This is a genomic window from Mycobacterium paraterrae (assembly GCF_022430545.2).
GTDB classification, from domain to species: domain Bacteria; phylum Actinomycetota; class Actinomycetes; order Mycobacteriales; family Mycobacteriaceae; genus Mycobacterium; species Mycobacterium paraterrae.
The window spans coordinates 4,437,926-4,459,687 of sequence record NZ_CP092488.2; the positions used below are offsets into that span (position 1 = coordinate 4,437,926).

General features: G+C 68.2%; 12 protein-coding genes. 10 read left to right on the plus strand and 2 right to left on the minus strand.

Annotated elements, in window-relative coordinates:
- Positions 1-48 precede the first annotated feature (48 nt).
- Genes bioB through MKK62_RS21485 form a run of 4 tightly spaced genes read left to right on the plus strand, consistent with a single transcriptional unit; the run spans position 49 to position 2,378 of the window.
- Positions 49-1,083, plus strand: a complete 1,035-nt coding sequence (gene bioB, locus MKK62_RS21470; protein WP_240257950.1) for a biotin synthase BioB — start codon at positions 49-51, stop codon at positions 1,081-1,083.
- A gap of 6 nt (positions 1,084-1,089) precedes the next feature.
- On the plus strand, positions 1,090-1,323 hold the full coding sequence (gene bsaP, locus MKK62_RS21475) for a biotin synthase auxiliary protein BsaP (protein ID WP_240257949.1): 234 nt from the start codon (positions 1,090-1,092) through the stop codon (positions 1,321-1,323).
- Positions 1,320-1,937 (plus strand): DUF2567 domain-containing protein, encoded by a 618-nt coding sequence (locus MKK62_RS21480; protein WP_240257948.1) that lies wholly within the window; start codon positions 1,320-1,322, stop codon positions 1,935-1,937. Before bsaP ends, MKK62_RS21480 begins: the two co-directional genes overlap by 4 nt.
- A gap of 39 nt (positions 1,938-1,976) precedes the next feature.
- Positions 1,977-2,378, plus strand: coding sequence for a PPOX class F420-dependent oxidoreductase (locus MKK62_RS21485; protein WP_240257947.1), 402 nt, complete (start codon positions 1,977-1,979; stop codon positions 2,376-2,378).
- A 92-nt stretch (positions 2,379-2,470) separates the two neighbouring features.
- On the opposite strand, the gene MKK62_RS21490 is transcribed toward MKK62_RS21485, so the two are convergent.
- Complete coding sequence (locus tag MKK62_RS21490; RefSeq protein WP_240257946.1) at positions 2,471-3,163, minus strand: dienelactone hydrolase family protein; 693 nt, start codon at positions 3,161-3,163, stop codon at positions 2,471-2,473.
- A gap of 66 nt (positions 3,164-3,229) precedes the next feature.
- Here MKK62_RS21490 and MKK62_RS21495 point away from each other — a divergent pair, with 66 nt between their 5' ends.
- The 4 genes from MKK62_RS21495 (at position 3,230) to MKK62_RS21510 (ending at position 8,255) form a co-directional block, all read left to right on the plus strand.
- Positions 3,230-3,712: an FxsA family protein gene (locus tag MKK62_RS21495; protein WP_240257945.1), complete on the plus strand. Its 483-nt coding sequence runs from the start codon at positions 3,230-3,232 to the stop codon at positions 3,710-3,712.
- A gap of 104 nt (positions 3,713-3,816) precedes the next feature.
- The gene (locus MKK62_RS21500; protein ID WP_434085109.1) at positions 3,817-5,349 is read left to right on the plus strand and encodes an amidohydrolase; all 1,533 of its coding nucleotides are present in this window, start codon (positions 3,817-3,819) and stop codon (positions 5,347-5,349) included.
- Positions 5,342-7,378 carry an apolipoprotein N-acyltransferase gene (gene lnt / locus MKK62_RS21505; RefSeq protein ID WP_240257943.1) on the plus strand — a complete coding sequence of 679 codons (2,037 nt, stop codon included), beginning with the start codon at positions 5,342-5,344 and terminating at the stop codon, positions 7,376-7,378. Before MKK62_RS21500 ends, lnt begins: the two co-directional genes overlap by 8 nt.
- A gap of 88 nt (positions 7,379-7,466) precedes the next feature.
- Positions 7,467-8,255 carry a polyprenol monophosphomannose synthase gene (locus MKK62_RS21510; RefSeq protein ID WP_240257942.1) on the plus strand — a complete coding sequence of 263 codons (789 nt, stop codon included), beginning with the start codon at positions 7,467-7,469 and terminating at the stop codon, positions 8,253-8,255.
- A 3-nt stretch (positions 8,256-8,258) separates the two neighbouring features.
- On the opposite strand, the gene rbpA is transcribed toward MKK62_RS21510, so the two are convergent.
- Positions 8,259-8,603: an RNA polymerase-binding protein RbpA gene (gene rbpA, locus MKK62_RS21515; RefSeq protein ID WP_240257941.1), complete on the minus strand. Its 345-nt coding sequence runs from the start codon at positions 8,601-8,603 to the stop codon at positions 8,259-8,261.
- A 153-nt stretch (positions 8,604-8,756) separates the two neighbouring features.
- Here rbpA and MKK62_RS21520 point away from each other — a divergent pair, with 153 nt between their 5' ends.
- Both MKK62_RS21520 and MKK62_RS21525 read left to right on the plus strand, forming a co-directional pair.
- Positions 8,757-9,101, plus strand: a complete 345-nt coding sequence (locus MKK62_RS21520) for a hypothetical protein (protein WP_434084978.1) — start codon at positions 8,757-8,759, stop codon at positions 9,099-9,101.
- Between the two features lie 235 nt (positions 9,102-9,336).
- Positions 9,337-21,759, plus strand: coding sequence for a type I polyketide synthase (locus MKK62_RS21525; protein WP_240257940.1), 12,423 nt, complete (start codon positions 9,337-9,339; stop codon positions 21,757-21,759).
- Positions 21,760-21,762 lie beyond the last annotated feature (3 nt).

Here is a 21,762-nt window from a genome sequence, read left to right on the forward strand (position 1 = left end):
GTCCCAGGTGCGTGCACTCCGGCGAACACACAAACTAAGGAGTAGCTGGTGACTCAGGCGGCGACTCGGTCTAGGTCCGACACCGACGGCACCGACATTCTGGCGGTGGCCCGCCGGCAGGTGCTCGAGCGGGGTGAGGGACTAACCCAGCAGCAGGTGCTCGACGTGCTGCGGCTGCCGGATGAGCGCCTCGAGGAGTTGCTCGCACTCGCGCACGAGGTGCGGATGGCCCACTGCGGCCCCGAAGTCGAGGTCGAGGGCATCATCAGCCTGAAAACCGGTGGCTGCCCGGAGGATTGTCATTTCTGCTCTCAGTCGGGTTTGTTCGCCTCACCGGTGCGCAGCGCGTGGCTGGACATTCCCAGCCTCGTCGAGGCGGCCAAGCAGACCGCGAAATCCGGCGCCACGGAATTCTGCATCGTCGCCGCAGTCCGCGGACCCGACGAGCGGATGCTGGCGCAGGTGGCCGCGGGCATCGAGGCCATCCGCGACGCCGTCGACATCCAAATCGCCTGCTCTCTCGGCATGCTCAACGCCGAGCAGGTCGAGCGCCTGGCTGCGATGGGCGTGCACCGCTATAACCACAACCTGGAGACCGCGCGCTCGTTTTTCCCCAATGTCGTCACCACACATAGCTGGGAAGAGCGCTGGGAGACACTGTCGATGGTCCGGGAAGCCGGCATGGAGGTGTGCTGCGGCGGCATCCTCGGCATGGGGGAGACCGTCGAGCAACGAGCGGAGTTCGCCGCCAACCTGGCCGAGCTCGATCCCGACGAGGTGCCGCTGAACTTCCTGAACCCACGACCCGGCACCCCGTTCGGGGACCTGGAGGTCTTGCCGGCCAGCGAAGCGCTCAAAGCGGTGGCGGCGTTTCGTCTAGCGCTGCCGCGAACGATGCTCAGGTTCGCCGGTGGTCGTGAGATCACGCTGGGTGACTTGGGCGCCAAGCAGGGCATCCTGGGTGGCATCAACGCGGTGATCGTCGGCAACTACCTGACCACGTTGGGGCGCCCTGCCGAAGCGGACCTGGAGTTGCTCGACGACCTGCAGATGCCGATCAAAGCACTCAACGCCAGCTTGTAGCGCGAGATGGTCCGTGATCTGCCCGCACCCGTCGGCGCCGGCGTCTACAACATCTACACCGGCACGCGGTCCGACGAGGGCGCCACGATTCCGACCGCGGCGCAATTGGGTCTGGAGCCGCCCCGGTTCTGCGCCGAGTGCGGCCGCCGGATGGTAGTCCAGGTCCGACCTGACGGCTGGTGGGCGAAGTGCTCGCGGCACGGGCTCGTCGATTCGTCCGAACTCGAGGCACGTCGATGACGACCGACCAGCTGCACCCGCGAATTTCGCGGCGGCGGGCGGCCGTCTCAGTAGCGGTAGGTCTGGTGCCGTTTGGCGCGCTCGTCGGCGCGCTATGGGGCTGGCTGGCCCCACCGATCAAGGGCGTGCTGGTGTTGACGCACAGCGGTGAGCGGCTCCACGAGTATTTAGGCCCCGAGTCGGACCACTTTTTCTTCGCGGCATTCCTGATGCTCGGAATGCTCAATGTCGTCGCCGCCGTCGCGGCGGTCTCGGCCTGGCAGTGGCGTGCTCATCGCGGGCCGGAGATGGTTGCCGCCCTGTGCTTTGGCATGGTGGTTGCCGCGGCCGCGGCGGTCGGAGTGGGCATCTTGATCGCCCACTTGCGGTACGGCACAGTGAACTTCGCGACGATACAGCTCAACCGCGACCAGTTGCACTATTTCGCCGAGGCCCCGCCGGTGTTCTTCGGCCCATCGCGCTTACAGATGGCCTGCACGTTGTTGCTGCCTGCCGCAACCGCCGCACTGGTCTATGCGGTGCCGGTCGCCGCGACCGCGCGCGACGATCTCGGTGGGCATCCGCGCGTCGAGGCGGTGTATCCCCAGCCTTCGGCGATCCCGATTGAGCGCTAGTCGAACCGCCGGACCCGGCGGCGCACCTAGACTGACGCCGTGGCTCCGAGTTTCGCAGATGTCGCCAAGGCGCGGTACGTCCTGCTGACCACGTTCACCAAGGACGGCCGACCTAAGCCCACCCCGATCTGGGCGGCCAACGAGGGCGACCGCCTGCTGGTCATCACTCAGGCAAAGTCGTGGAAGGTCAAGCGGATTCGCAATACTCCACGGGTCACGCTGGCCATCTGCGACATGCGCGGCAATCCGAAGAGCGAACCGATCGAAGCGACTGCGACCGTCCTCGACTCGTCACAGACCGGGGCGGTCTACGACGCCATCGGACGCGAGTACGGCATCGTCGGCCGGCTGTTCAATCTGGTCAGCAAGTGGCGCGGCGGCATGGCCAACAACGTCGGCCTGGAGTTACGCCCGGCGACGATGCAGACCGGAACGGTCTGAGGAGGAGCCGGGCAGAGCAAGTACGCCCGGCGACGATGCAGACCGGAACGGTCTGAGGAGGAGCCGGGCAATCAAGCACCGCCCCGCCTGATTCAGTTGCGCAGGTGCTCACCGAAGAATGCGAAGACCCTCGCCCACGCATCCTCGGTGGCTTCCTGGTTGTAGCCGAAGCCGGCGATGCGCAGCAGCGGCTGCGCGGGCAGCTTGTTGGCGAAGCTATGCCCGGCTTTATACGCCTTGACGTCGTTGGGGATGCCCTTCTGGTCGAGCACCCGCTGCAACTTTTTGGGCGCCCCGACACCCAGGGGATCGCGGCTGCCGTAACTCGCGACGATCGGGCAGGCGCCGTCGAGCGTTTCGCTGAGTTGCTTGGGCAGCGGCGCGCCGTAGAACGGCGCCGATGCGTCGAAACCTTTCGGCGACATGACGAGTGCGAAGCCACCGCCCATACAGAACCCGGCGATGCCGACTTTGCCGGTGCACTCCGGCAAGGACTTCAAGTGGTCACGGGCGGCCAGCACGTCGTCGAGTGCCTGACCTTCTTTGGTGAGCAGCTGGCGCATCACCTTGGTGACGCAGCGCGCCCAGCCACCGCGGGAAAACAGGTTCGGGGTCAATGCCAAATATCCGGCCGTGGCGACGTGGCTGTTGATCTCTTCCTTGTCCGCCGCGAAACCCATCGCGTCGTGGATGATCACCACGCCCGGCCAGGGGCCCGTGCCCCCAGGGACGTCGAGCAGGGCGTCGATCGGGCCGGTCGGGGTGTCGATCTCGATTGTCGTCACCACGCCATCTAACCGCTCGACGGCGATCAGCGGAACTCCGACGGCGGTGTACGACGTTGGCAGTTCATGGTGTCGCGACTGTTTCTGGTCTACGTTGTCGCCGAGCTTGCCGTCGTCGCGGCGCTGGCGTCGACGATCGGGCTCGGATGGACCCTGCTGGTGGTGTTGGCGGCGTTCGCCGGGGGCCTCGCGCTCGCGGGCTCGCAGTTGAAGGCCCAACTCAACCGGTTGCGTTCGGGTCTGAACACCGACCAGCCCACGCTGGCCGCCGACGGCATGGCCGTCGCCCTGGGCACGCTGCTCGTCGTGATGCCCGGTCTGTTGACCAGCGTCGCGGGATTGCTGCTGTTGCTGCCGCCCACCCGAGCCGTCGCCCGCCCGCTGCTCAGCACGGTGGCGCTACGCGGTCTGGGCCGACGCGTTCCGCTGATCACGGTGTACGGTGTGGGCGCACACCGTCGACCACCGCGGCCGGACTACATCGACGGCGAGGTCATCGACGTCACCGACGTCGACTCACCGGCGCTTCCGCATCCGCGGCCTGAGTAAATCCGCCAGCCAGCCCGCGTAGGTTCTTCGGCGTGACCGACGTCCCGGCCACCCTGCTGCTCAATGGCAGGGTGCACAGTCCTAGCCATCCCGACGCCACCGCGATGGCGGTTCGTGACGGCATTGTGCTGTGGCTGGGCAGCGACGACGTCGGGCGCGACCAGTTCCCGACCGCCGACGTCATCGACCTCGCCGGCGGCTTCGTCGCGCCGGGCTTCGTCGACAGCCACATTCATCTCACCGCGACCGGGCTGTCGATCACCGGGCTGGATCTGCGCGCAGCCCGGTCGCGACAGCATTGCCTGCAGCTGATCGCCGAGTATGCGGCGGCCCACCCGAGCCAGCCGATCTGGGGCCACGGGTGGGACGAATCGTCGTGGCCGGAGAAGACGGCGCCGAGTACGGCGGACCTCGACACGATCCTCGGTGACCGGCCCGCGTACCTGGCCCGCGTGGATGTGCACTCGGCGCTGGCCTCGAGCGGTCTGCGAACACGCGTCGACGGCCTCTCGTCGTCGGCCGGTTTCGACGCGCAACGGCCGCTGGTGGCCGACGCGCACCACCGCGTCCGCGCTACCGCCCGCGAGCTGCTGACGTCGGCACAACTCGCCGACGCGCGGCTGGCCGCGCTCGACGCCGCAGCCGCCCATGGCATAGTCGCCGTCCACGAATGCGCCGGCCCGCAGATCGGCGGGCCGGACGACTGGCAGGAAATTCGGGCGCTCGCTCACGGCGTCGAGGTCACCGGCTTCTGGGGAGAGGCCGTGACCAGCCCGGCTCAGGCCCGCGCGCTGCTCGATCGGACCGGTGCCGCCGGGCTGGCCGGCGACCTGTTCGTCGACGGCGCCCTGGGATCGCGAACCGCCTGGCTGCACGCCCCTTACCACGACGCCCCGCACCACAACGGGACCTGCTACTTGGACATCGACACCGTCGCCGCGCACCTGCGGGCGTGCACCGAAGCCGGTGTGACGGCCGGTTTCCACGTGATCGGCGACGCGGCGGTCAGCGCCGTTGTCGACGCCTTGGAGCGGGTCGTTGGTGTCCTCGGCGTACCCGCGGTGGCTCGTTGCGGGCACCGGCTCGAACACTTGGAAATGGTGACCGCCGAACAGGCGGCGAAGCTCGGCGCCTGGGGCGTCATGGCCAGCATGCAACCGAATTTCGACGCCCTGTGGGGCGGCCGCGAAGGCATGTACGCGAGCCGCCTGGGTATCGATCGGGCCAGCCGGCTGAACCCGTTTGCGCTGCTAGCATCCCAAGGCGTGGCCCTTGCGTTCGGATCCGACGCCCCGGTTACCGGCCTCGATCCCTGGGCGACGATTCGGGCGGCGGTGAACCATCACACCCCGGGCCTTTCGATCTCTGCCCGGGCCGCCTTCGCCGCCGCGACCCGCGGCGGCTGGCGCGCCTGCGGAGCGGGTGACGGCGTGATCGGCAGCCTGGTTCCTGGTGCGCCGGCGTCGTACGCAATCTGGGACGCTGTCGAATTGGATGCGAGCATGCCGAGCGATGCTGTGCGTCGATGGTCGACCGATCCGCGCTCGCGGGTGCCGGCACTGCCGCGTCTTGAGCCCGACGACCCGCTGCCGCGCTGCCGACAGACCGTGCATCGAGGTGCCGTGATTCATGCCTAAGGGCTTTAAAAAATTCGATCGGCTGGGCCGCAACGCTCGCAACACCGAGACCACCGACGTGTTTCCGGCGATCGAAAACCCGGTCGCGGACGGCGAGACGACGACCATCGACGCGTCGCCGCCGGCCACCGAGGTGACGGGGGAGATCCCGGCGGTTCCCGACGACGCCGCGCCTGGTCGTGACGACCGGCTCACAGCAGTGCGCGACCGGGCCGCTCAACTCGGCGCCATCATCTGGCGCTGGCTCACCCAGCTGGCCGCCCGGCTGGCCGCGTGGTTGGTCGGCGAGACGCGCAGGAGAGTGCCGCAGGCCGGCCGCTGGCTGAAGCCGCGACTTACTCGGCTGGGCGCGTCGATCGGCGCCGGATTGCTGCTCTGCTCGAGCTATCCGCGATTCAACTGGTGGTGGGCCGCCGTGCCGGCCTTCGCCGTGCTGGCGTGGGTGCTGACCCGGCGAGACACCACGCCGCTGGGCGGATTCGGGTACGGCTTGCTGTTCGGCCTGGCGTTCTACCTGCCGCTGATCCGATGGATCAGCATCTTGGTCGGCGAGGTGCCGCTGCTAGCGCTGGTACTGCTGTGCGCGCTCTTCCCGGGTCTCTTCGGCCTGGCGGCCGTCACGGCACGCCGTCTACCGGGATGGCCGATCTGGTTCGCGGTGCTCTGGGCAGCGCAGGAGTGGCTCAAGTGCACGATCCCGTTTGGCGGCTTCCCCTGGGGCGTGGTTGCAGCTGGGCAGACGTCGGGTCCGTTCCTCCCGCTGGTGCGGCTGGGTGGGGTTCCGCTGTTGTCGCTGGCGATCGTGCTCACCGGATGCGGCGCGACCGCGTTCGTGCGGGAAGCGGTGTCCTGGTGGCGGGCGTCGCAGCGCCGACGCACCCCCGACGACGTTCGGGTTGCCAACGCCCCACCCGCGGTGCTGTTGCCGGCGTTCTGCATCTGCTTGATGTTCTTCCTCGCCGCCGCGATCTGGCCCCAGGTCCGCCACTCCGGTACCGGATCTGGCAACGAACCGACGGTCACCGCGGCGGTGGTGCAGGGCAACGTGCCGAGGCTGGGTCTGGAATTCAACGCACAACGCCTCGCGGTGCTGGGCAACGACGTCAGAGAGACTCGCCGGCTGGCCGACGACGTGCGCGCCGGTCGCGCGCCGCAGCCCGACTTCGTGGTCTGGCCCGAGGACGCGTCGGAAATAGACCCGCTGGTAAATCCTGAAGCGGCGCAAGAGATTGCAGTGGCTGTCGACGTCATCAGGGCACCGATTCTGGTCGGAACCGTGCTCGATGTCCCTGGTCGGACGATTGAATCGCCCGCGCAGACCAATACCGTGATCGTCTGGAATCCGGGGACGGGTCCCGGCGACCGACATGACAAGCGGATCGTGCAGCCGTTCGGTGAATACCTGCCCTGGCGCGGCTTCTTCCGGCATCTGTCGAGCATGGCCGACATGGCCGGCTACATCGTGCCGGGTAAGGGCTCCGGCGTCGTGCGGGCCAAGGGGACCCCGATCGGCATCGCGACCTGTTGGGAGGTCAGTTTCGACCGCGCGCTGCGGCACTCGGTCCGCAACGGCGCCCAGCTGGTGGCGGTGCCGGCCAACAACGCCAACTTCAACCAGACGATGAGCGAGCAGCAGCTGGCCTTCTCGAAGTTGCGCGCCGTCGAACTGGACCGCTATGCCCTGGTTGCCAGCAACGTCGGAATCTCGGCCGTCGTCACTCCCGACGGTCGGGAGCTACAGCGCACGCGGTTCTTCACCCCGGCCTTCCTGGACAACCAGGTGCGCCTCAAGACGACGCTGACACCCGCCGCACGGTGGGGCCCGATCGTCCAGGGCGCTCTGCTCGTGGCAGCTCTAGCGATTGTGTTCGCCGCCATGCTGCACAATGGATGGTTCGCGGATATCCACCGACGGCTGTCGGAGCTGGCAAACAGAGGTGGTCCGGCAACAGAGGATTCCGACGCCGACCCGTCCGGCGACGACGAGGACGAGCCGTCACCGGACGCAGAGTTCGAGAACGACGCTTGAGGTACCGCCCGGCAAGGGCCAGATGAAGGAGATACATGACCGGCGCTGGCGACGATAAAGAGCGAAGCGATGAGGAGGAGCGGCGCGGATGAGCGCTGGTGATTCGGTGTCTCGGGCCGCTGGCGATCTGCCCAGCCTGCGCACCCTGGTGATCATCCCCACCTTCAACGAGCGGGAGAACCTTCCGCTCATCGTGCGACGTCTTCGCACGGCCCGGCCCGATGTTCACATCCTGGTTGTGGACGACAACAGCCCGGACGGCACCGGACAGCTCGCCGAGGACCTGGCCGCGGCCAACCCCGGACTGATCCACGTCATGCATCGAACGGTGAAGGACGGCCTCGGGGCGGCCTATCTAGCCGGCTTCGCGTGGGGCCTGGACCGCGGATACACCACGCTGGTCGAGATGGACGCCGACGGCAGCCACGCACCGGAGCAGCTCCATCTTCTGCTCGAGGCCATCGACGGAGGCGCGGACCTGGTCATCGGTTCGCGCTACGTCGAGGGCGGCAACGTGCAGAACTGGCCGTGGCGGCGGTGGGCGCTGTCCTGGACCGCGAACACGTACGCCCGGCTGGCGTTGGGAATCGGCATCCACGACATCACGGCCGGTTACCGCGCCTACCGCCGGGATGTGCTGGAAAAGATCGACCTTGACCACGTCGACTCGAAGGGATACTGCTTCCAGATCGATTTGACCTGGCGCACGATCACCAACGGTTTCGTCGTCGCCGAAGTGCCGATCACCTTCACCGAGCGCGAACTAGGCGTTTCCAAAATGAGCGGATCCAACATCCGCGAAGCCGTCGTGAAAGTCGCGCAGTGGGGAATCGACGGCCGCCTGCACGGTAAGCGACCGACGCCGGTCAAGCGATAGGCGTCAGCCGACGCTGCCGCGCCGGCGGGTCTTGATCAGCTCGAGGCGCTCCTTCAGCAGCTCTTCGAGCTCCTCGACCGAGCGGCGCTCCAGCAACATGTCCCAGTGCGTGCGTGGCGGCTTGACCTTCTTGGGCTCTGGCAGGTCACCTTCGATCAGGGTGCCTTCCATGCCGTTGCGGCACAACCAGGTGCCTGGGATCTCGGCATCGTCGGCGAAGGGAACGTCGAATTCTTCGCCGTTCTCGGTGCGGTAGCGCGCGATCTGGCGCGGCGCCAAGTCGTGATTGCGGTCGGTCTCGTAGCTTACGGCTCCAAGGCGACTGCCTCTCAGGACGCGATCAGCCATTGGTTAGCACTCCTCTTAAAGTCTTCTTACCAGTTAGCGCCCTGATCAACGTCATAGCGGGCGGCTTGGTTCCCGGGGGTCGCACGGGATGCCGGACGACCCGACGTTCCATGATACCGGGATTCGACCGGCAGCCCGACTAAAGTCGGGCCCGTGACACGCCGTGACCGCCCGCAGGCCTGCCGCTGGTGTGGCCGGGCCATGGATGCCCTGGACAGCGGCATGGGCCGGCGCCGCCAATACTGCCGGCAATCCTGCCGTCAACGTGCATACGAGCAGCGCGCGTCGATCAACGGCGCCAAGGGCGTAGCACTGCCGGCCGACGCCGTCGTGCTGTCGGCGGACGAGGCGGCGAGCCTGTCGGACCGGGTTTATCAGGTGCGATGTGCAGCGGAGGATGTCGCCACCGCGCTCGACGAGGGTGCCGGAACGCCCGAGTTGCGTGAACTGTGCGCGGCGTTGATGCAAGCCGCCGAAGCCGCCGACGGGTGGCGCTGACCAGCCTTCGGCCCGGCTGACTTGTGGCGGGTACAGTCACGCCATGGATCGCTGGGCACCGGAATCAATTGCGGAGCCAGGCAATGGGCGGGGTGGGCGAGTCGGGGCCCGCCAACGATGTTCTCCGGCAGGCGAGCAGGTCCGCCGCCATCTGTGCGGCGAGTGACTCCGCTCCTCATCCAGGGCCGCATTTCTTCAATGAGCGACGACCGACACCTACGCGAGGGGTAACAGAATGGCTGACCAACTTCAGCATGCAACCGAGGCGTTGCGGAAGGCGCTGGTCCAGGTCGAACGGCTGAAGAGCAAGAATCGGGCGCTGCTGGAGCGTTCTGGCGAACCCATTGCCATCGTCGGTATGTCGTGCCGTTTCCCCGGCGGGGTCGATTCGCCGGACAGCCTGTGGGACATGGTCGCCGACGAGCGTGACGTGATGTCGGAGTTTCCCACCGACCGCGGGTGGGACCTGGCCGGACTGTTCGACGACGACCCGGACGCTCCCCACAAGTGCTATGCACGTTCCGGCGGATTCGTCGACGACGTGGCGGGTTTCGACGCAGGGTTTTTCGGGGTGGCGCCGAGCGAGGCGTTGGCCACCGACCCGCAGCACCGCATGCTGCTGGAGTTGTCGTGGGAAGCCTTGGAGCGCGCCGGAATTGATCCGACATCGCTGCGCGGCAGCGCGACCGGTGTCTTCGCCGGGATCATCGTCCAGGGTTACGGCATGCTCGCGGAGGAGATCGAGGGCTACCGGCTGACCGGTATGACCTCGAGCGTCGCCACCGGCCGGGTGGCCTACGTGCTGGGGCTGGAAGGCCCGGCGGTATCGGTGGACACCGCATGTTCGTCGTCGCTGGTGGCGCTGCACATGGCCGTGCAGTCACTGCGGTCGGGGGAGTGCGATCTGGCCCTCGCCGGTGGGGCGACCGTTAATGCGACGCCGACGGTGTTCGTGGAATTCAGCCGGCATCGCGGGCTGGCGCCCGATGGCCGCTGCAAACCGTTCTCGGGTGCCGCCGACGGTGTCGGCTGGTCTGAGGGTGGCGGCATGCTGGTGGTCGAGCGTCTGTCCGACGCGCAACGCCTGGGCCATCGGGTGCTCGCGGTCGTACGCGGGACGGCGGTCAACCAGGACGGCGCCTCCAACGGTCTGACCGCGCCCAACGGTCCGTCGCAGCAGCGGGTAGTGCGCACCGCACTGGCCAACGCCGGCCTGAGTGCCGGTGACGTCGACGTGGTCGAAGGTCACGGCACGGGAACGACTTTGGGCGACCCGATCGAAGCCCAGGCGCTGCTGGCCACCTACGGCCAAGACCGGACCGGCGCGCCGCTGTGGCTGGGCTCGATCAAATCCAATATGGGCCACACTCAGGCCGCCGCCGGCGTGGCCGGTGTAATCAAGATGGTGCAGGCCATGCGTCACGAAAGGCTGCCCGCCACGCTGCACGTGGACGTGCCCAGCCCGCACGTCGATTGGACGGCCGGGGCGGTGTCGCTGCTCACCGAAGCGCAGTCGTGGGTCCCAAACGGTCACGCGCGTCGCGCCGCAGTGTCGTCGTTCGGGATCAGCGGCACCAACGCCCACGTGATCATCGAGGAGTCCCCGTCGGTCGAGACGGTCGAGAGCGCCGCACCGCAACCGTCCGTGGTGCCGTGGGTGGTGTCGGCCAAGACCGCGACGGCGTTGCAGGCTCAAGCCTTGCGGCTGGCCGAATTCTTGGATGGCCGTGCAGATGTCAACGCCGCCGACGTGGGATGGTCTCTGGCGGGCCGGACGACTTTCGAGCATCGGGCGGTAGTCCTCGGTAATGACCGCGGTCAGCTGCTGAGCGGATTGCGCGACGTCGCGCAGGGCCTGCCAGGCGCGTCGGTCGTCTCCGGTCACGCCGTGCCGGCAGGCAAGACTGCCTTCGTCTTTCCCGGGCAGGGTTCACAGTGGATCGGGATGGGTGTCGAATTGCTGGACACCGCACCGGTTTTCGCCGAGCAGATGAACGCGTGCGCGGAGGCGTTCGCCGAGATCGTCGACTGGTCGTTGATCGACGTGCTGCGCGGCGCACCGGGGGCGCCAGGACTCGACCGCGTCGACGTGGTCCAGCCGGCGCTGTTCGCGGTGATGGTCTCGCTGGCCGAATTGTGGCGCTCGATCGGAGTCCGCCCGGACGCGGTCATCGGTCATTCCCAGGGCGAGATCGCGGCGGCCTATGTCGCGGGCGCGTTGTCGCTACGCGACGCAGCACGGGTCGTGACGTTGCGCAGCAAGCTGTTGCTGGCGCTGTCCGGCCGCGGCGGGATGGCCTCGCTGGCCTGCGGACCCGACCATGCCCGGGAACTGTTGGCGCCGTACGGCGACCGGGTCAGCATCGCGGCGGTCAACGGGCGCTCGGCCGTCGTGCTCTCCGGAGCCGAAGCCGCGCTCGACGAGATCGTCGCACGATGCACCGAACAAGACATCCGTGCCCGCCGTATCGAGGTGGACTACGCATCGCATTCCATTGCCGTCGACGAGATCCGCGACCAACTCGCCGAGGCACTGGCCGGCATCGAGCCCCGGTCGGCCCGCATCGCGTTCTTCTCCACCGTCACCGGCGAGGCCCAGGACACCGCAGGCCTCGACGCCGACTACTGGTTCCGAAACGTCAGGCAGACAGTCGAATTCGACCAAGCGGTACGCACCGCCGCCGCGAACGGTTATCGCACCTTCATCGAGTCGAGCCCGCACCCGGCGCTGATCGCTGGGATCGAAGACACGGCCGCCGAGGGTGGTGCCGAAGCGGTCGTGGTTCCGACCGTTGGTCGCGAGGATGGCGGACTGCAGCGTTTCCTCAGCTCGGCCGCCCTCGCGTTCGTCTCCGGCGTCAAAGTGGACTGGCGGGCCGCGCTGCCGTCGGCTCACTTCGTCGAACTGCCGACGTACGCCTTTGAACGGCGGCGTTTCTGGCTTTCCGGCGACGGCGCAGCAGTGGATGCCGCCGGGCTCGGCCTCGGTGCCGGTGAGCACGCGCTGCTAGGCGCGGTCGTGGAGTTGCCGGACTCCGGCGGGGTGGTGCTGACCGGTCGGCTGTCCCCGGCCATACAGGGCTGGCTGTCCGACCACGCCGTTGACGGAATAGCCGTATTCCCGGGCGCCGGATTCGTCGAGCTGGCGATTCGGGCCGGCGACGAAGTCGGCTGCCCGGTGGTCGAGGAACTGACCCTGCAAGCGCCGTTGCTGCTGCCCGCGTCGGGCTCGGTGTCCGTCCAGGTCGTTATCGGCGCCGCCGAAGAATCCGGCCAGCGCACCGTGTCCGTCTTCTCCAGGGAAACCACCGATTCCGGGTGGAACTGCCACGCGACGGGGACCTTGTCGTCGGCTGCGGTGCAGCCGGTGGCCGACCTGTCGGTGTGGCCGCCGCAAGGCGCGACCCCCGTCGATGTGACCGGCGGATACCAACGCTTGGCGGAACGCGGCTACCAGTACGGCCCCGCATTCCAGGCCCTGACCGCGCTGTGGCGTCGTGGCGATGAATTCTTCGCAGAGGTGACGCTGCCTCAGTCGGCAGGCGGCGTAAGCGGTTTCGGTGTGCACCCGGTGCTGCTCGACGCTGCGCTGCACGCGGCGGCAATCACGCACGACGGCCCCGGCCTGGCACTCCCGTTTGCCTGGCAGGGCGTGGCGCTGCACGCGGCCGGAGCCTCGGCGGTGCGGGCGCGGATTGCCCCGTCGGGTCCGTCGGCAATGTCGGTGGAGCTGGCCGACGGGCTGGGGCTGCCGGTGCTGACGGTGAACTCGATGATCGCGCGGCCGATCACGCGGCAGCAGCTGATGGCCGCGATGTCGGCTGGCGGTGGCGGCGATCAGCTCTTCGAGCTGGCATGGTCGCCGGTGCCGTCCACCTCGCCCGCCGTATCGACCGGGACGCCGTCGTACGAGGTGTTCGAATCCGTCCCTGCGGTAACCGATCCGGTTACCGCGAGCCACCAGCGGGTGCACGAGGCGTTGACCAAGCTGCAATCGTGGCTTGCCGATCACGAATCGGGCGTGCTGATCGTGTCCACCCGCGGCGCGGTAGGGCGCTCGGGGGAAGACGTTACCGACCTGGCCGGCGCGGCCGTGTGGGGCTTGGTGCGGTCGGCGCAGACCGAGCATCCGGGCCGCATCGTGCTGGTGGATGCCGATGCGGCACTGAGCGACTCGGGGATCGCGGCGGTGCTGGCAGTCGGAGAGCCGCAGGTGCTTGTCCGCGGCGACACCGTATACACCGCGCGGGTGCGCGCCAGCCGGGCCGCTGACAACCTCCTCGTGCCACCGGCCGACGGCCCGTGGCGGTTGGGCTTGTCGAGCGCCGGAACCTTCGAGAACCTGCGACTGGAACCGGTACCCAACGCCGGCGCCCCACTGGAACCCGGGCAGGTGCGGGTCGCCTTGCGCTCGATCTCGACCAACTTCCGTGACATCATGATCACGCTGGGCATGTTCACCCACGACGCGCTGATCGGAGGCGAAGGCGCGGGCGTCGTCGTCGAGGTCGGACCGGATGTCACCGAGTTCGCTGTCGGTGACGACGTGTACGGCTTCTTCCCGGACGGAAGCGGCACCCTGGTCGCCGGTGACACCCGGCTGCTCCTCCCGATGCCGGCGGACTGGTCGTACGCCGAAGCCGCCGCCATCTCGGCCGTGTTCACCACCGCCTACTACGCATTCGTCCACTTGGCCGACGTCCAGCCGGGCCAGCGGCTGCTGCTGCACGCCGGTACCGGTGGTGTCGGTATGGCCGCCGCGCAGTTGGCCCGGCACTTCGGCCTGGAGGTCTTCGCAACCGCCAGTCGGCCCAAGTGGGACACGTTGCGCGCCATGGGTTTTGATGACGACCACATCGGTGACTCACGCACGCTGGACTTCGAGGAGAAGTTCCGCGCCATCGTCGGCGACCGAGGCTTCGACGTCGTGCTGGACTCGCTGGCCGGCGAATTCGTCGACGCCTCGCTGCGCCTGGTCAAGCCGGGCGGGGTTTTCCTAGAAATGGGTAAGACCGACATCCGCGACCCGGGGAAGATCGCCGAAGAGTACCCAGGGGTGCGCTACCGTGCGTTCGATTTGTTCGAGCCGGGCCGCAACCGGATGCACCAGTACATGCTCGAGCTCGCCGGGCTTTTCGATGCCGGTGTGCTGCGCCCGTTGCCGGTGACGACGTTCGACATTCGGCGCGCGCCGGCAGCTCTGCGATACCTGTCCCAGGCTCGGCACACCGGCAAGGTGGTCTTGACGGTTCCGGCGACATCGGGCGGATCGCTGGGGCCGGGCACCGTGCTGATCACCGGCGGCACCGGCATGGCCGGCTCCGCCCTGGCCCGCCACCTGGTGACCAATCACGGTGTGCGCCAACTGTTGCTGCTCGGCCGTCGCGGACCCGACGCGCCGGGTGCCGCCGAGTTGACCGCAGAGCTCACCGCGGCCGGCGCCGATGTCTCGGTCGTCGCCTGCGATGCGGCGGATCGTGCAGCGCTGGCCAAGGTGATCGCCGACATCCCGGTGCAGCATCCGTTGTCGGCGGTGATCCACGCCGCCGGTGTGCTCGACGACACGGTGCTGACCTCGCTGACACCCGACCGAGTAGACGCGGTGTTGCGGGCGAAGGTTGACGCGGCGTGGAATTTGCATGAGCTGAGCCAAGATTCAAACATCGCGGCGTTTGTGTTGTTCTCCTCGATGGCCGGCGTCGTCGGCTCGTCGGGCCAGGCCAACTATGCCGCGGCGAACACCTTCCTGGACGGCCTTGCCGCACACCGCCGCGCCCACGGCCTGCCGGCGATATCGCTGGGTTGGGGTCTGTGGGATCAGGCAAGCGAGATGACAGGCGGCCTCGACGACGCCGGTCGCGCTCGACTGGCCCGCACCGGCGTCAAGGCCCTGTCGTCGGCCGACGCCCTGCAGCTGTTCGACACCGCGTTGGTGGTCGACGAGCCGTTCCTGCTGCCCGCCAACATCGACGCCGCCGCACTGCGGGCCAACGCCGCAGTCGTACCCCCGATGTTCTCCGACTTGATCAACGCCCCGAGCCGTCGCCGGGTCGACGACTCGTTGGCCGCGAGTAAGTCGAAATCAGCCCTGGCGCAACGCATTCACGGGCTCTCCGAAGACGAGCAGCACGCGGTGCTACTCGACCTGGTGCGCTCCCACATCGCCACCGTGCTGGGGAACACCACACCGGAAGCCGTCGACCCGGACAAAGCGTTCCAGGAGCTGGGCTTCGACTCGCTGACCGCGGTCGAGATGCGCAATCGGTTGAAGGCAGCGACCGGGTTGGCGCTGTCGCCGACGCTGATCTTCGACTACCCGACGCCGAGCCGGCTGGCCTCGTACTTCCGCACCGAGCTGGCCGGAGTGCCGCAGGAAGTCACGAGCGTGCCCGCGGTGCGGATCACCGGTGACGAGCAGATCGCGATCGTCGGCATGGCCTGCCGGTACCCCGGCGGTGTCAACTCGCCGGAAGATCTGTGGGACATGGTGATCGAGGGCCGCGACGTCATCACCGAGTTCCCCGGCGACCGTGGCTGGGACTTGGCCAACCTGTACAACCCCGACCCCGACGTCGCCGAGACGTGCTACACCCGCCTCGGCGGATTCGTCGAAGACGTCGGCGACTTCGACCCGGCGTTCTTCGGGATCGGACCCTCCGAAGCGCTGGCGATGGATCCTCAGCAGCGAATGTTCCTCGAGCTCACGTGGGAAGCGCTGGAGCGGGCCGGAATCGACCCGACCACCTTGCGGGGCAGCGCGACCGGCGTCTTCGCCGGCTTGATGACACAGGGCTACGGCATGTTCTCGGCCAAGCCCGTGGAGGGCTTCCGGTTGACCGGGCAGCTTTCCAGCGTCGCGTCGGGACGGGTGTCCTATGTGCTCGGACTGGAAGGTCCGGCCGTGTCGGTAGACACCGCATGCTCGACGTCGCTGGTGACCCTGCACATGGCGGCGCAGTCGCTGCGCTCCGGGGAGTCCGACCTCGCGCTGGCCGGCGGTGTCACGATCAACGCCACGCCCGACATTTATGTCGAATTCAGCCGCTGGCGTGGGCTTTCCGCCGACGGTCGGTGCAAGGCGTTCGCCGGTGCCGCCGACGGCACCGGCTTCTCCGAGGGCGGCGGAATGCTGGTGCTCGAGCGGCTGTCCGACGCCAGGCGTAACGGTCATCCGGTGCTCGCGCTGGTCAGCGGGTCGGCGATCAATCAGGACGGCGCGTCGAACGGGTTGACCGCGCCCAACGGTCCCTCGCAACAGCGGGTGGTGCGCTCGGCGCTCGCGAGTGCCGGACTGACCGGCGCAGACGTCGACGTGGTCGAAGGCCACGGCACCGGCACCACACTGGGCGATCCCATTGAGGCACAGGCGATTCTGGCGACATACGGCCAGGACCGGCAGAAGCCGTTGTGGTTGGGGTCGATCAAGTCCAACATGGGCCACACTCAGGCCGCCGCCGGCGTTGCGGGCGTGATGAAGATGATCCTCGCGATGCGCCACGAAGTATTACCCGCGACGCTGCACGTGGATGCTCCCAGCCCCCATGTGGATTGGACGATGGGCTCGGTGCAACTGCTCACCGAGCCACAAGCCTGGCCCGCCAATGGTCGGCCACGCCGCGCCGGTGTGTCGTCGTTCGGTATCAGCGGCACCAACGCGCACGTGATCATCGAGGCCGCCCCACCGGCCGAGCAACCCGTCGACACCGAGGTTGCACCGCCGGCGGTCATTCCATGGACAGTGACGGCGAAGTCGACCACAGCGCTTCAGATGCAGGCCGCGCGATTGGCCGAATTCATCGGAGCCCGAGACGGATTGGCCGCAACCGACGTCGGATGGTCGCTGGCGGGCCGTACCGCGTTCGGACACCGCGCCGTCGTGTTGGGCGCCGACCGCGACCAACTGCTGACCGGTCTGGCCGAATTGGCCGGCGGTGAGCCGACGTCGGTGGTCACCGGCACCGCGTTGCCCGGCAAGACCGTGTTCGTGTTTCCCGGTCAGGGCTCGCAATGGCTCGGCATGGGTATGGGTCTGCACGCGACTTACCCGGTATTCGCCGAGGCGTTCAACACGGTGGTCGCCGAGTTGGATCGCCACCTGCTTCGCCCGTTGCGCGAAGTGATGTGGGGGCATGACGAAGCTCTGGTCAACACGACGGAATTCGCCCAGCCGGCGCTGTTCGCCGTCGAAGTGGCGCTGTTCCGTCTGCTGCAGTCCTGGGGCGTAACGCCTGACTTCGTGATGGGCCACTCGGTCGGCGAGCTGACCGCAGCACACGTCGCCGGGGCACTGTCACTGGAGAACGCCGCACTGCTGGTGGTCGCGCGCGGCCGCTTCATGCAGGCGCTGCCAGCAGGTGGCGCCATGGTCGCCGTGCAGGCAGCAGAGGACGAGGTGCGCCCGCTGCTGAGCGACGACGTCGGGATCGCGGCGGTGAACGGTCCGTCGTCGGTGGTGGTGTCGGGTGACGACAACGCCGTCACGGCGATCGCCGAGCGGCTGCGCGCCCAGGGTCGCCGTGTGCACCGTCTCGCCGTCTCGCACGCCTTCCACTCGCCGCTGATGGAGCCGATGATTGAGGAGTTCACCTCGGCGGCAAGGGGATTGGCCGTCAATTCGCTCACCATTCCGGTGATCTCGAACGTGACCGGTGAACTCGCCGGCGACGACTTCGCATCCGCCGGATACTGGGAACGGCACATTCGGGCCGCCGTGCGCTTTGCGGACAGCATCCGCTTCGCACATTCGGCTGGCGCGACGCATTTCGTCGAAGTCGGCCCAGGGGGTGGTCTCACCACGTCCATCGAGGATTCGTTGGCCGACGCCGAGATCGCCTCGGTTCCGTTGCTGCGCAAGGACCGTCCCGAGCCAAACAGCCTGGCGACCGGTCTGGCTCAAGCGTTCGTGTCGGGTGTCGCGGTCGACTGGCGCGCGACGCTGCCCGGCGCCGGATTCGTGGAGTTGCCGACGTACGCCTTCGAGCGACGCCGTTTCTGGCTGTCCGCCGACGGCGCGGCCGTCGACGCCGAGGGCCTCGGCCTGTCACCCGGTGAACACGCGCTGCTCGGCGCAGTGGTGGACCTACCGACCTCCGGCGGCGTCGTGCTGACCGGGCGCTTGTCGGCGCAGTCGCAGGGTTGGCTCAATGACCACGCGGTCGGCGGCGTGGTCATCTTCCCGGGCGCAGGTTTCGTCGAGATGGCGATCCGCGCGGGTGACGAGGTCGGCTGCTCGGTCGTCGACGAGTTGACGCTGGCGGCGCCGCTGGTGATCCCGCAAACCGGCTCGGTGGCCGTGCAGGTGGTGGTCGACGGCGCCGACGAGTCGGGTCATCGCGTGGTGTCGGTGTTTTCGCGCGCCGACGCACACTCGGGCTGGGCGTTGCACGCCGAGGGCATCGTTCGGCCGGGCGACGCGGGGTCCGGCGCCGACCTGTCTGCCTGGCCACCGCCGGGCGCGACGCCGGTCGACATCGACGGCCTCTACGACCGGCTGGCGGCGCGCGGGTACGGATACGGCCCGGCATTTCAGGGGCTGACGGCGATGTGGCGCCGCGGTGACGAAGTGTTCGCCGACGTGTCGCTGCCCGGCGACGCTGGGGTGTCGCCGACGGGATTCGGCGTACACCCCGCCGTGCTGGATGCCGCACTGCACGCGGTGATCGTCGCGACCCAGGCTGACCATGACGACAACGACGGTGTGTTGGTGCCCTTTTCGTGGCAGGGCGTCTCGCTGCACGCCGCGGGCGCATCGTCGGTACGGGCGCGGATCGCGCCCTCGGGTCCGTCGTCGGTGACGGTGGAACTGTCCGACGCGCTGGGGCTTCCGGTGCTGTCGGTCGCGTCGATGGTGGCGCGTCCGGTGTCGCGTCAGCAGTTGATGACCGCGGTCTCGGGCTCGGGCCCGGACCGCATCTTCGAAGTGGTCTGGTCGCCCGCAGAAGGCACCGCGTCCGGATCGTATCCCGACACCCCGTCCTACGAGGTGTTCGAATCCCAACCCGCCGACGACGACGCGCTGGGCTCTACCTACGACCGAACCCACGAGGCGCTGGCCGCACTTCAGTCGTGGCTCGCGGAGCACGACTCTGGAACGCTGGTGGTGTCGACGCGCGGTGCCGTCGGGCGGCCGGGGGAGGACGTCACCGACCTGGCCGGCGCGGCCGTGTGGGGCCTGGTGCGGTCGGCGCAGACCGAGCATCCGGGCCGTATCGTGCTGGCGGATTCCGATGCGCCGCTAAGCGATACGACGATCGCAGCGGTGCTGGCCGCCGGTGAACCGCAGGTCCTGGTCCGTAACGAGATGGTGTACACCGGCCGGGTGCATGGCAGCCGCGCGGTGGACGCGTTGCTGGTGCCCCCGAACGGTGACGCGTGGCGGCTGGGCATGTCGAGCAAGGGCACTTTCGAAAACCTGGTGCTCGAACCGATTCCGGACGCCGACGCGCCGTTGGACGCCGGGCACGTGCGGATTGCGGTACGCACGATGCCGGCCAACTTCCGCGACGTCATGATCGCGCTCGGGCTGTATCCCGACGAGAACGCCGTCATGGGCGTCGAGGCGTCAGGTGTGGTGGCAGAAACGGGGCCCGGTGTCAGCCGTTTCGCGGTCGGTGACCGGGTGACCGGTTTGTTCCCCGAGGGCACGGGCACATTGGCGGTCACCGACGAGCGGCTGCTGATGGACATTCCGTCGGGTTGGTCCTACACCGAGGCGGCCACCGCGCCGGTGGTCTTCGCCACCGCCTATTACGCGCTGACCGCGTTGGCCGACGTCAAGGCCGGTCAACGGATCCTGATCCACGCCGCCGCCGGTGGTGTCGGCATGGCCGCGGTCCAGTTGGCACGGCACTTCGGACTCGAAGTGTTCGCCACCGCCAGCAGGCCCAAGTGGGACACGCTGCGTGCCATGGGCTTTGACGACGACCACATCGGTGACTCTCGTTCGGTGGAGTTCGAGGAGAAGTTCCGCTCGGCAACCGGTGGTCGCGGCATGGACGTGGTGCTCGATTCGCTGGCCGGTGAATTCGTCGACGCCTCACTGCGGCTCGTCGCCCCCGGCGGCATCTTCCTGGAGATGGGCAAGACCGACATTCGGGACGCCGGCGAGGTCGCCTCGACCTACAGCGGTGTGCGTTACCGCGCCTTCGACCTGTTCGAGGCGGGCGCCGACCACATCGAGCGAATGCTGTCCGAGCTGACAGCATTGTTCGAAGACTCCACGCTGCGGCCGCTGCCGGTGACCACCTTCGACGTGCGGCGGGCACCCGCGGCATTGCGGTATCTGAGCCAGGCCCGCCATACCGGCAAGGTCGTGCTCACCATGCCGGACGAGTGGGCGCTGGGCACGGTGGTGATCACCGGCGGCACCGGCATGGCCGGCTCAGCGCTGGCGCGTCACGTCGTCGCCCACCACGGCGTCCGCAACCTGGTGCTGATCGGCCGCCGCGGCCCCGACGCGCCGGGCGCCGCGGAGTTGGCTGCGGACCTGACGGCCGGTGGGGCGGAGGTGTCGATCGTCGCCTGCGACACCGCCGACCGCGCGGCGCTGGCCAAGGTGCTGGCCGATATCCCGGTCCAGCATCCGCTGTCGGCAGTCATCCACACCGCCGGTGTGCTCGACGACGCGGTGGTGACGTCGCTGACGCCGGAAAGGGTGGACGCCGTGCTGCGGGCCAAGGTCGACACGGCGTGGAATCTGCATGAGCTGACCAAGGATTCGAACTTGTCGGCGTTCGTGATGTTCTCGTCGATGGCCGGCCTGGTCGGATCCTCGGGCCAGGCCAACTACGCCGCCGCCAACAGCTTCCTCGACGGTCTGGCGGTCTACCGCCGCACCCGCGGCCTGCCGGCCATCTCACTCGGCTGGGGGTTGTGGGACCAGACCAGCAGCATGACCGGCGAGCTGGGTGCGGTCGACTTCGCCCGCTTCGCCCGCGACGGCATTGTGGCGATGACGTCCACACAGGCGCTGCAACTGCTCGACACCGCCATGGTGATCGACGAACCGTTCCTGCTGCCGGCGCACATCGACACCGCGGCCCTGCGAACCAAATTCGACGGCGGCACGTTGCCACCGATGTTCGTCGACCTGATCAACGCGCCGGCCCGCCGCCAAGTCGACGACTCGCTGGCCGCGGCCAAATCGAAGTCCGCTCTGCTGCAACGGCTCGACGGCCTGCCGGAGGACGAGCAGCAGGCGGTGTTGCTCGACCTGGTGCGCTCGCATATCGCCACAGTGCTTGGCAACAGCAGCCCGGAGTCGATCGACCCGGACAAGGCGTTCCAGGAGCTGGGCTTCGACTCGCTGACCGCCGTGGAGATGCGTAACCGCCTCAAGGCCGCGACCGGGCTTCCGCTGTCGCCGACGCTGATCTTCGACTACCCGAACTCCGCGGCGCTGGCTGGCTATTTCCGCCAGGAGCTGGTCGGCGCCTCGGCCGACGAGGCGCCCAAAGCCGCGCCCGGTGAAGCGGAGATTCAGCGCGTGCTGGCATCCATCCCGGTCAAGCGGCTGCGCCAGGCCGGTGTGCTGGATCTGCTGCTCGGGCTGGCCAACGAGACCAACGGCGCCGACGCAGAACAGGACAAGGAAAAAGATCTCGCCACAATGGATCTCGACGACCTGGTCAATGCCGCGTTCCTGGACGACGACGACTAGCCG

Excerpts from the sequence above, each read along its gene's own strand:
- bsaP (WP_240257949.1), top strand. The coding sequence starts at position 1,090 with ATGGTCCGTGATCTGCCCGCACCCGTCGGCGCCGGCGTCTACAACATC.
- MKK62_RS21480 (WP_240257948.1), top strand. The coding sequence starts at position 1,320 with ATGACGACCGACCAGCTGCACCCGCGAATTTCGCGGCGGCGGGCGGCC.
- MKK62_RS21495 (WP_240257945.1), top strand. The coding sequence starts at position 3,230 with ATGGTGTCGCGACTGTTTCTGGTCTACGTTGTCGCCGAGCTTGCCGTC.
- MKK62_RS21500 (WP_434085109.1), top strand. The coding sequence starts at position 3,817 with ATGGCGGTTCGTGACGGCATTGTGCTGTGGCTGGGCAGCGACGACGTC.
- lnt (WP_240257943.1), top strand. The coding sequence starts at position 5,342 with ATGCCTAAGGGCTTTAAAAAATTCGATCGGCTGGGCCGCAACGCTCGC.
- MKK62_RS21510 (WP_240257942.1), top strand. The coding sequence starts at position 7,467 with ATGAGCGCTGGTGATTCGGTGTCTCGGGCCGCTGGCGATCTGCCCAGC.
- rbpA (WP_240257941.1), bottom strand. The coding sequence starts at position 8,603 with ATGGCTGATCGCGTCCTGAGAGGCAGTCGCCTTGGAGCCGTAAGCTAC.
- MKK62_RS21525 (WP_240257940.1), top strand. The coding sequence starts at position 9,337 with ATGGCTGACCAACTTCAGCATGCAACCGAGGCGTTGCGGAAGGCGCTG.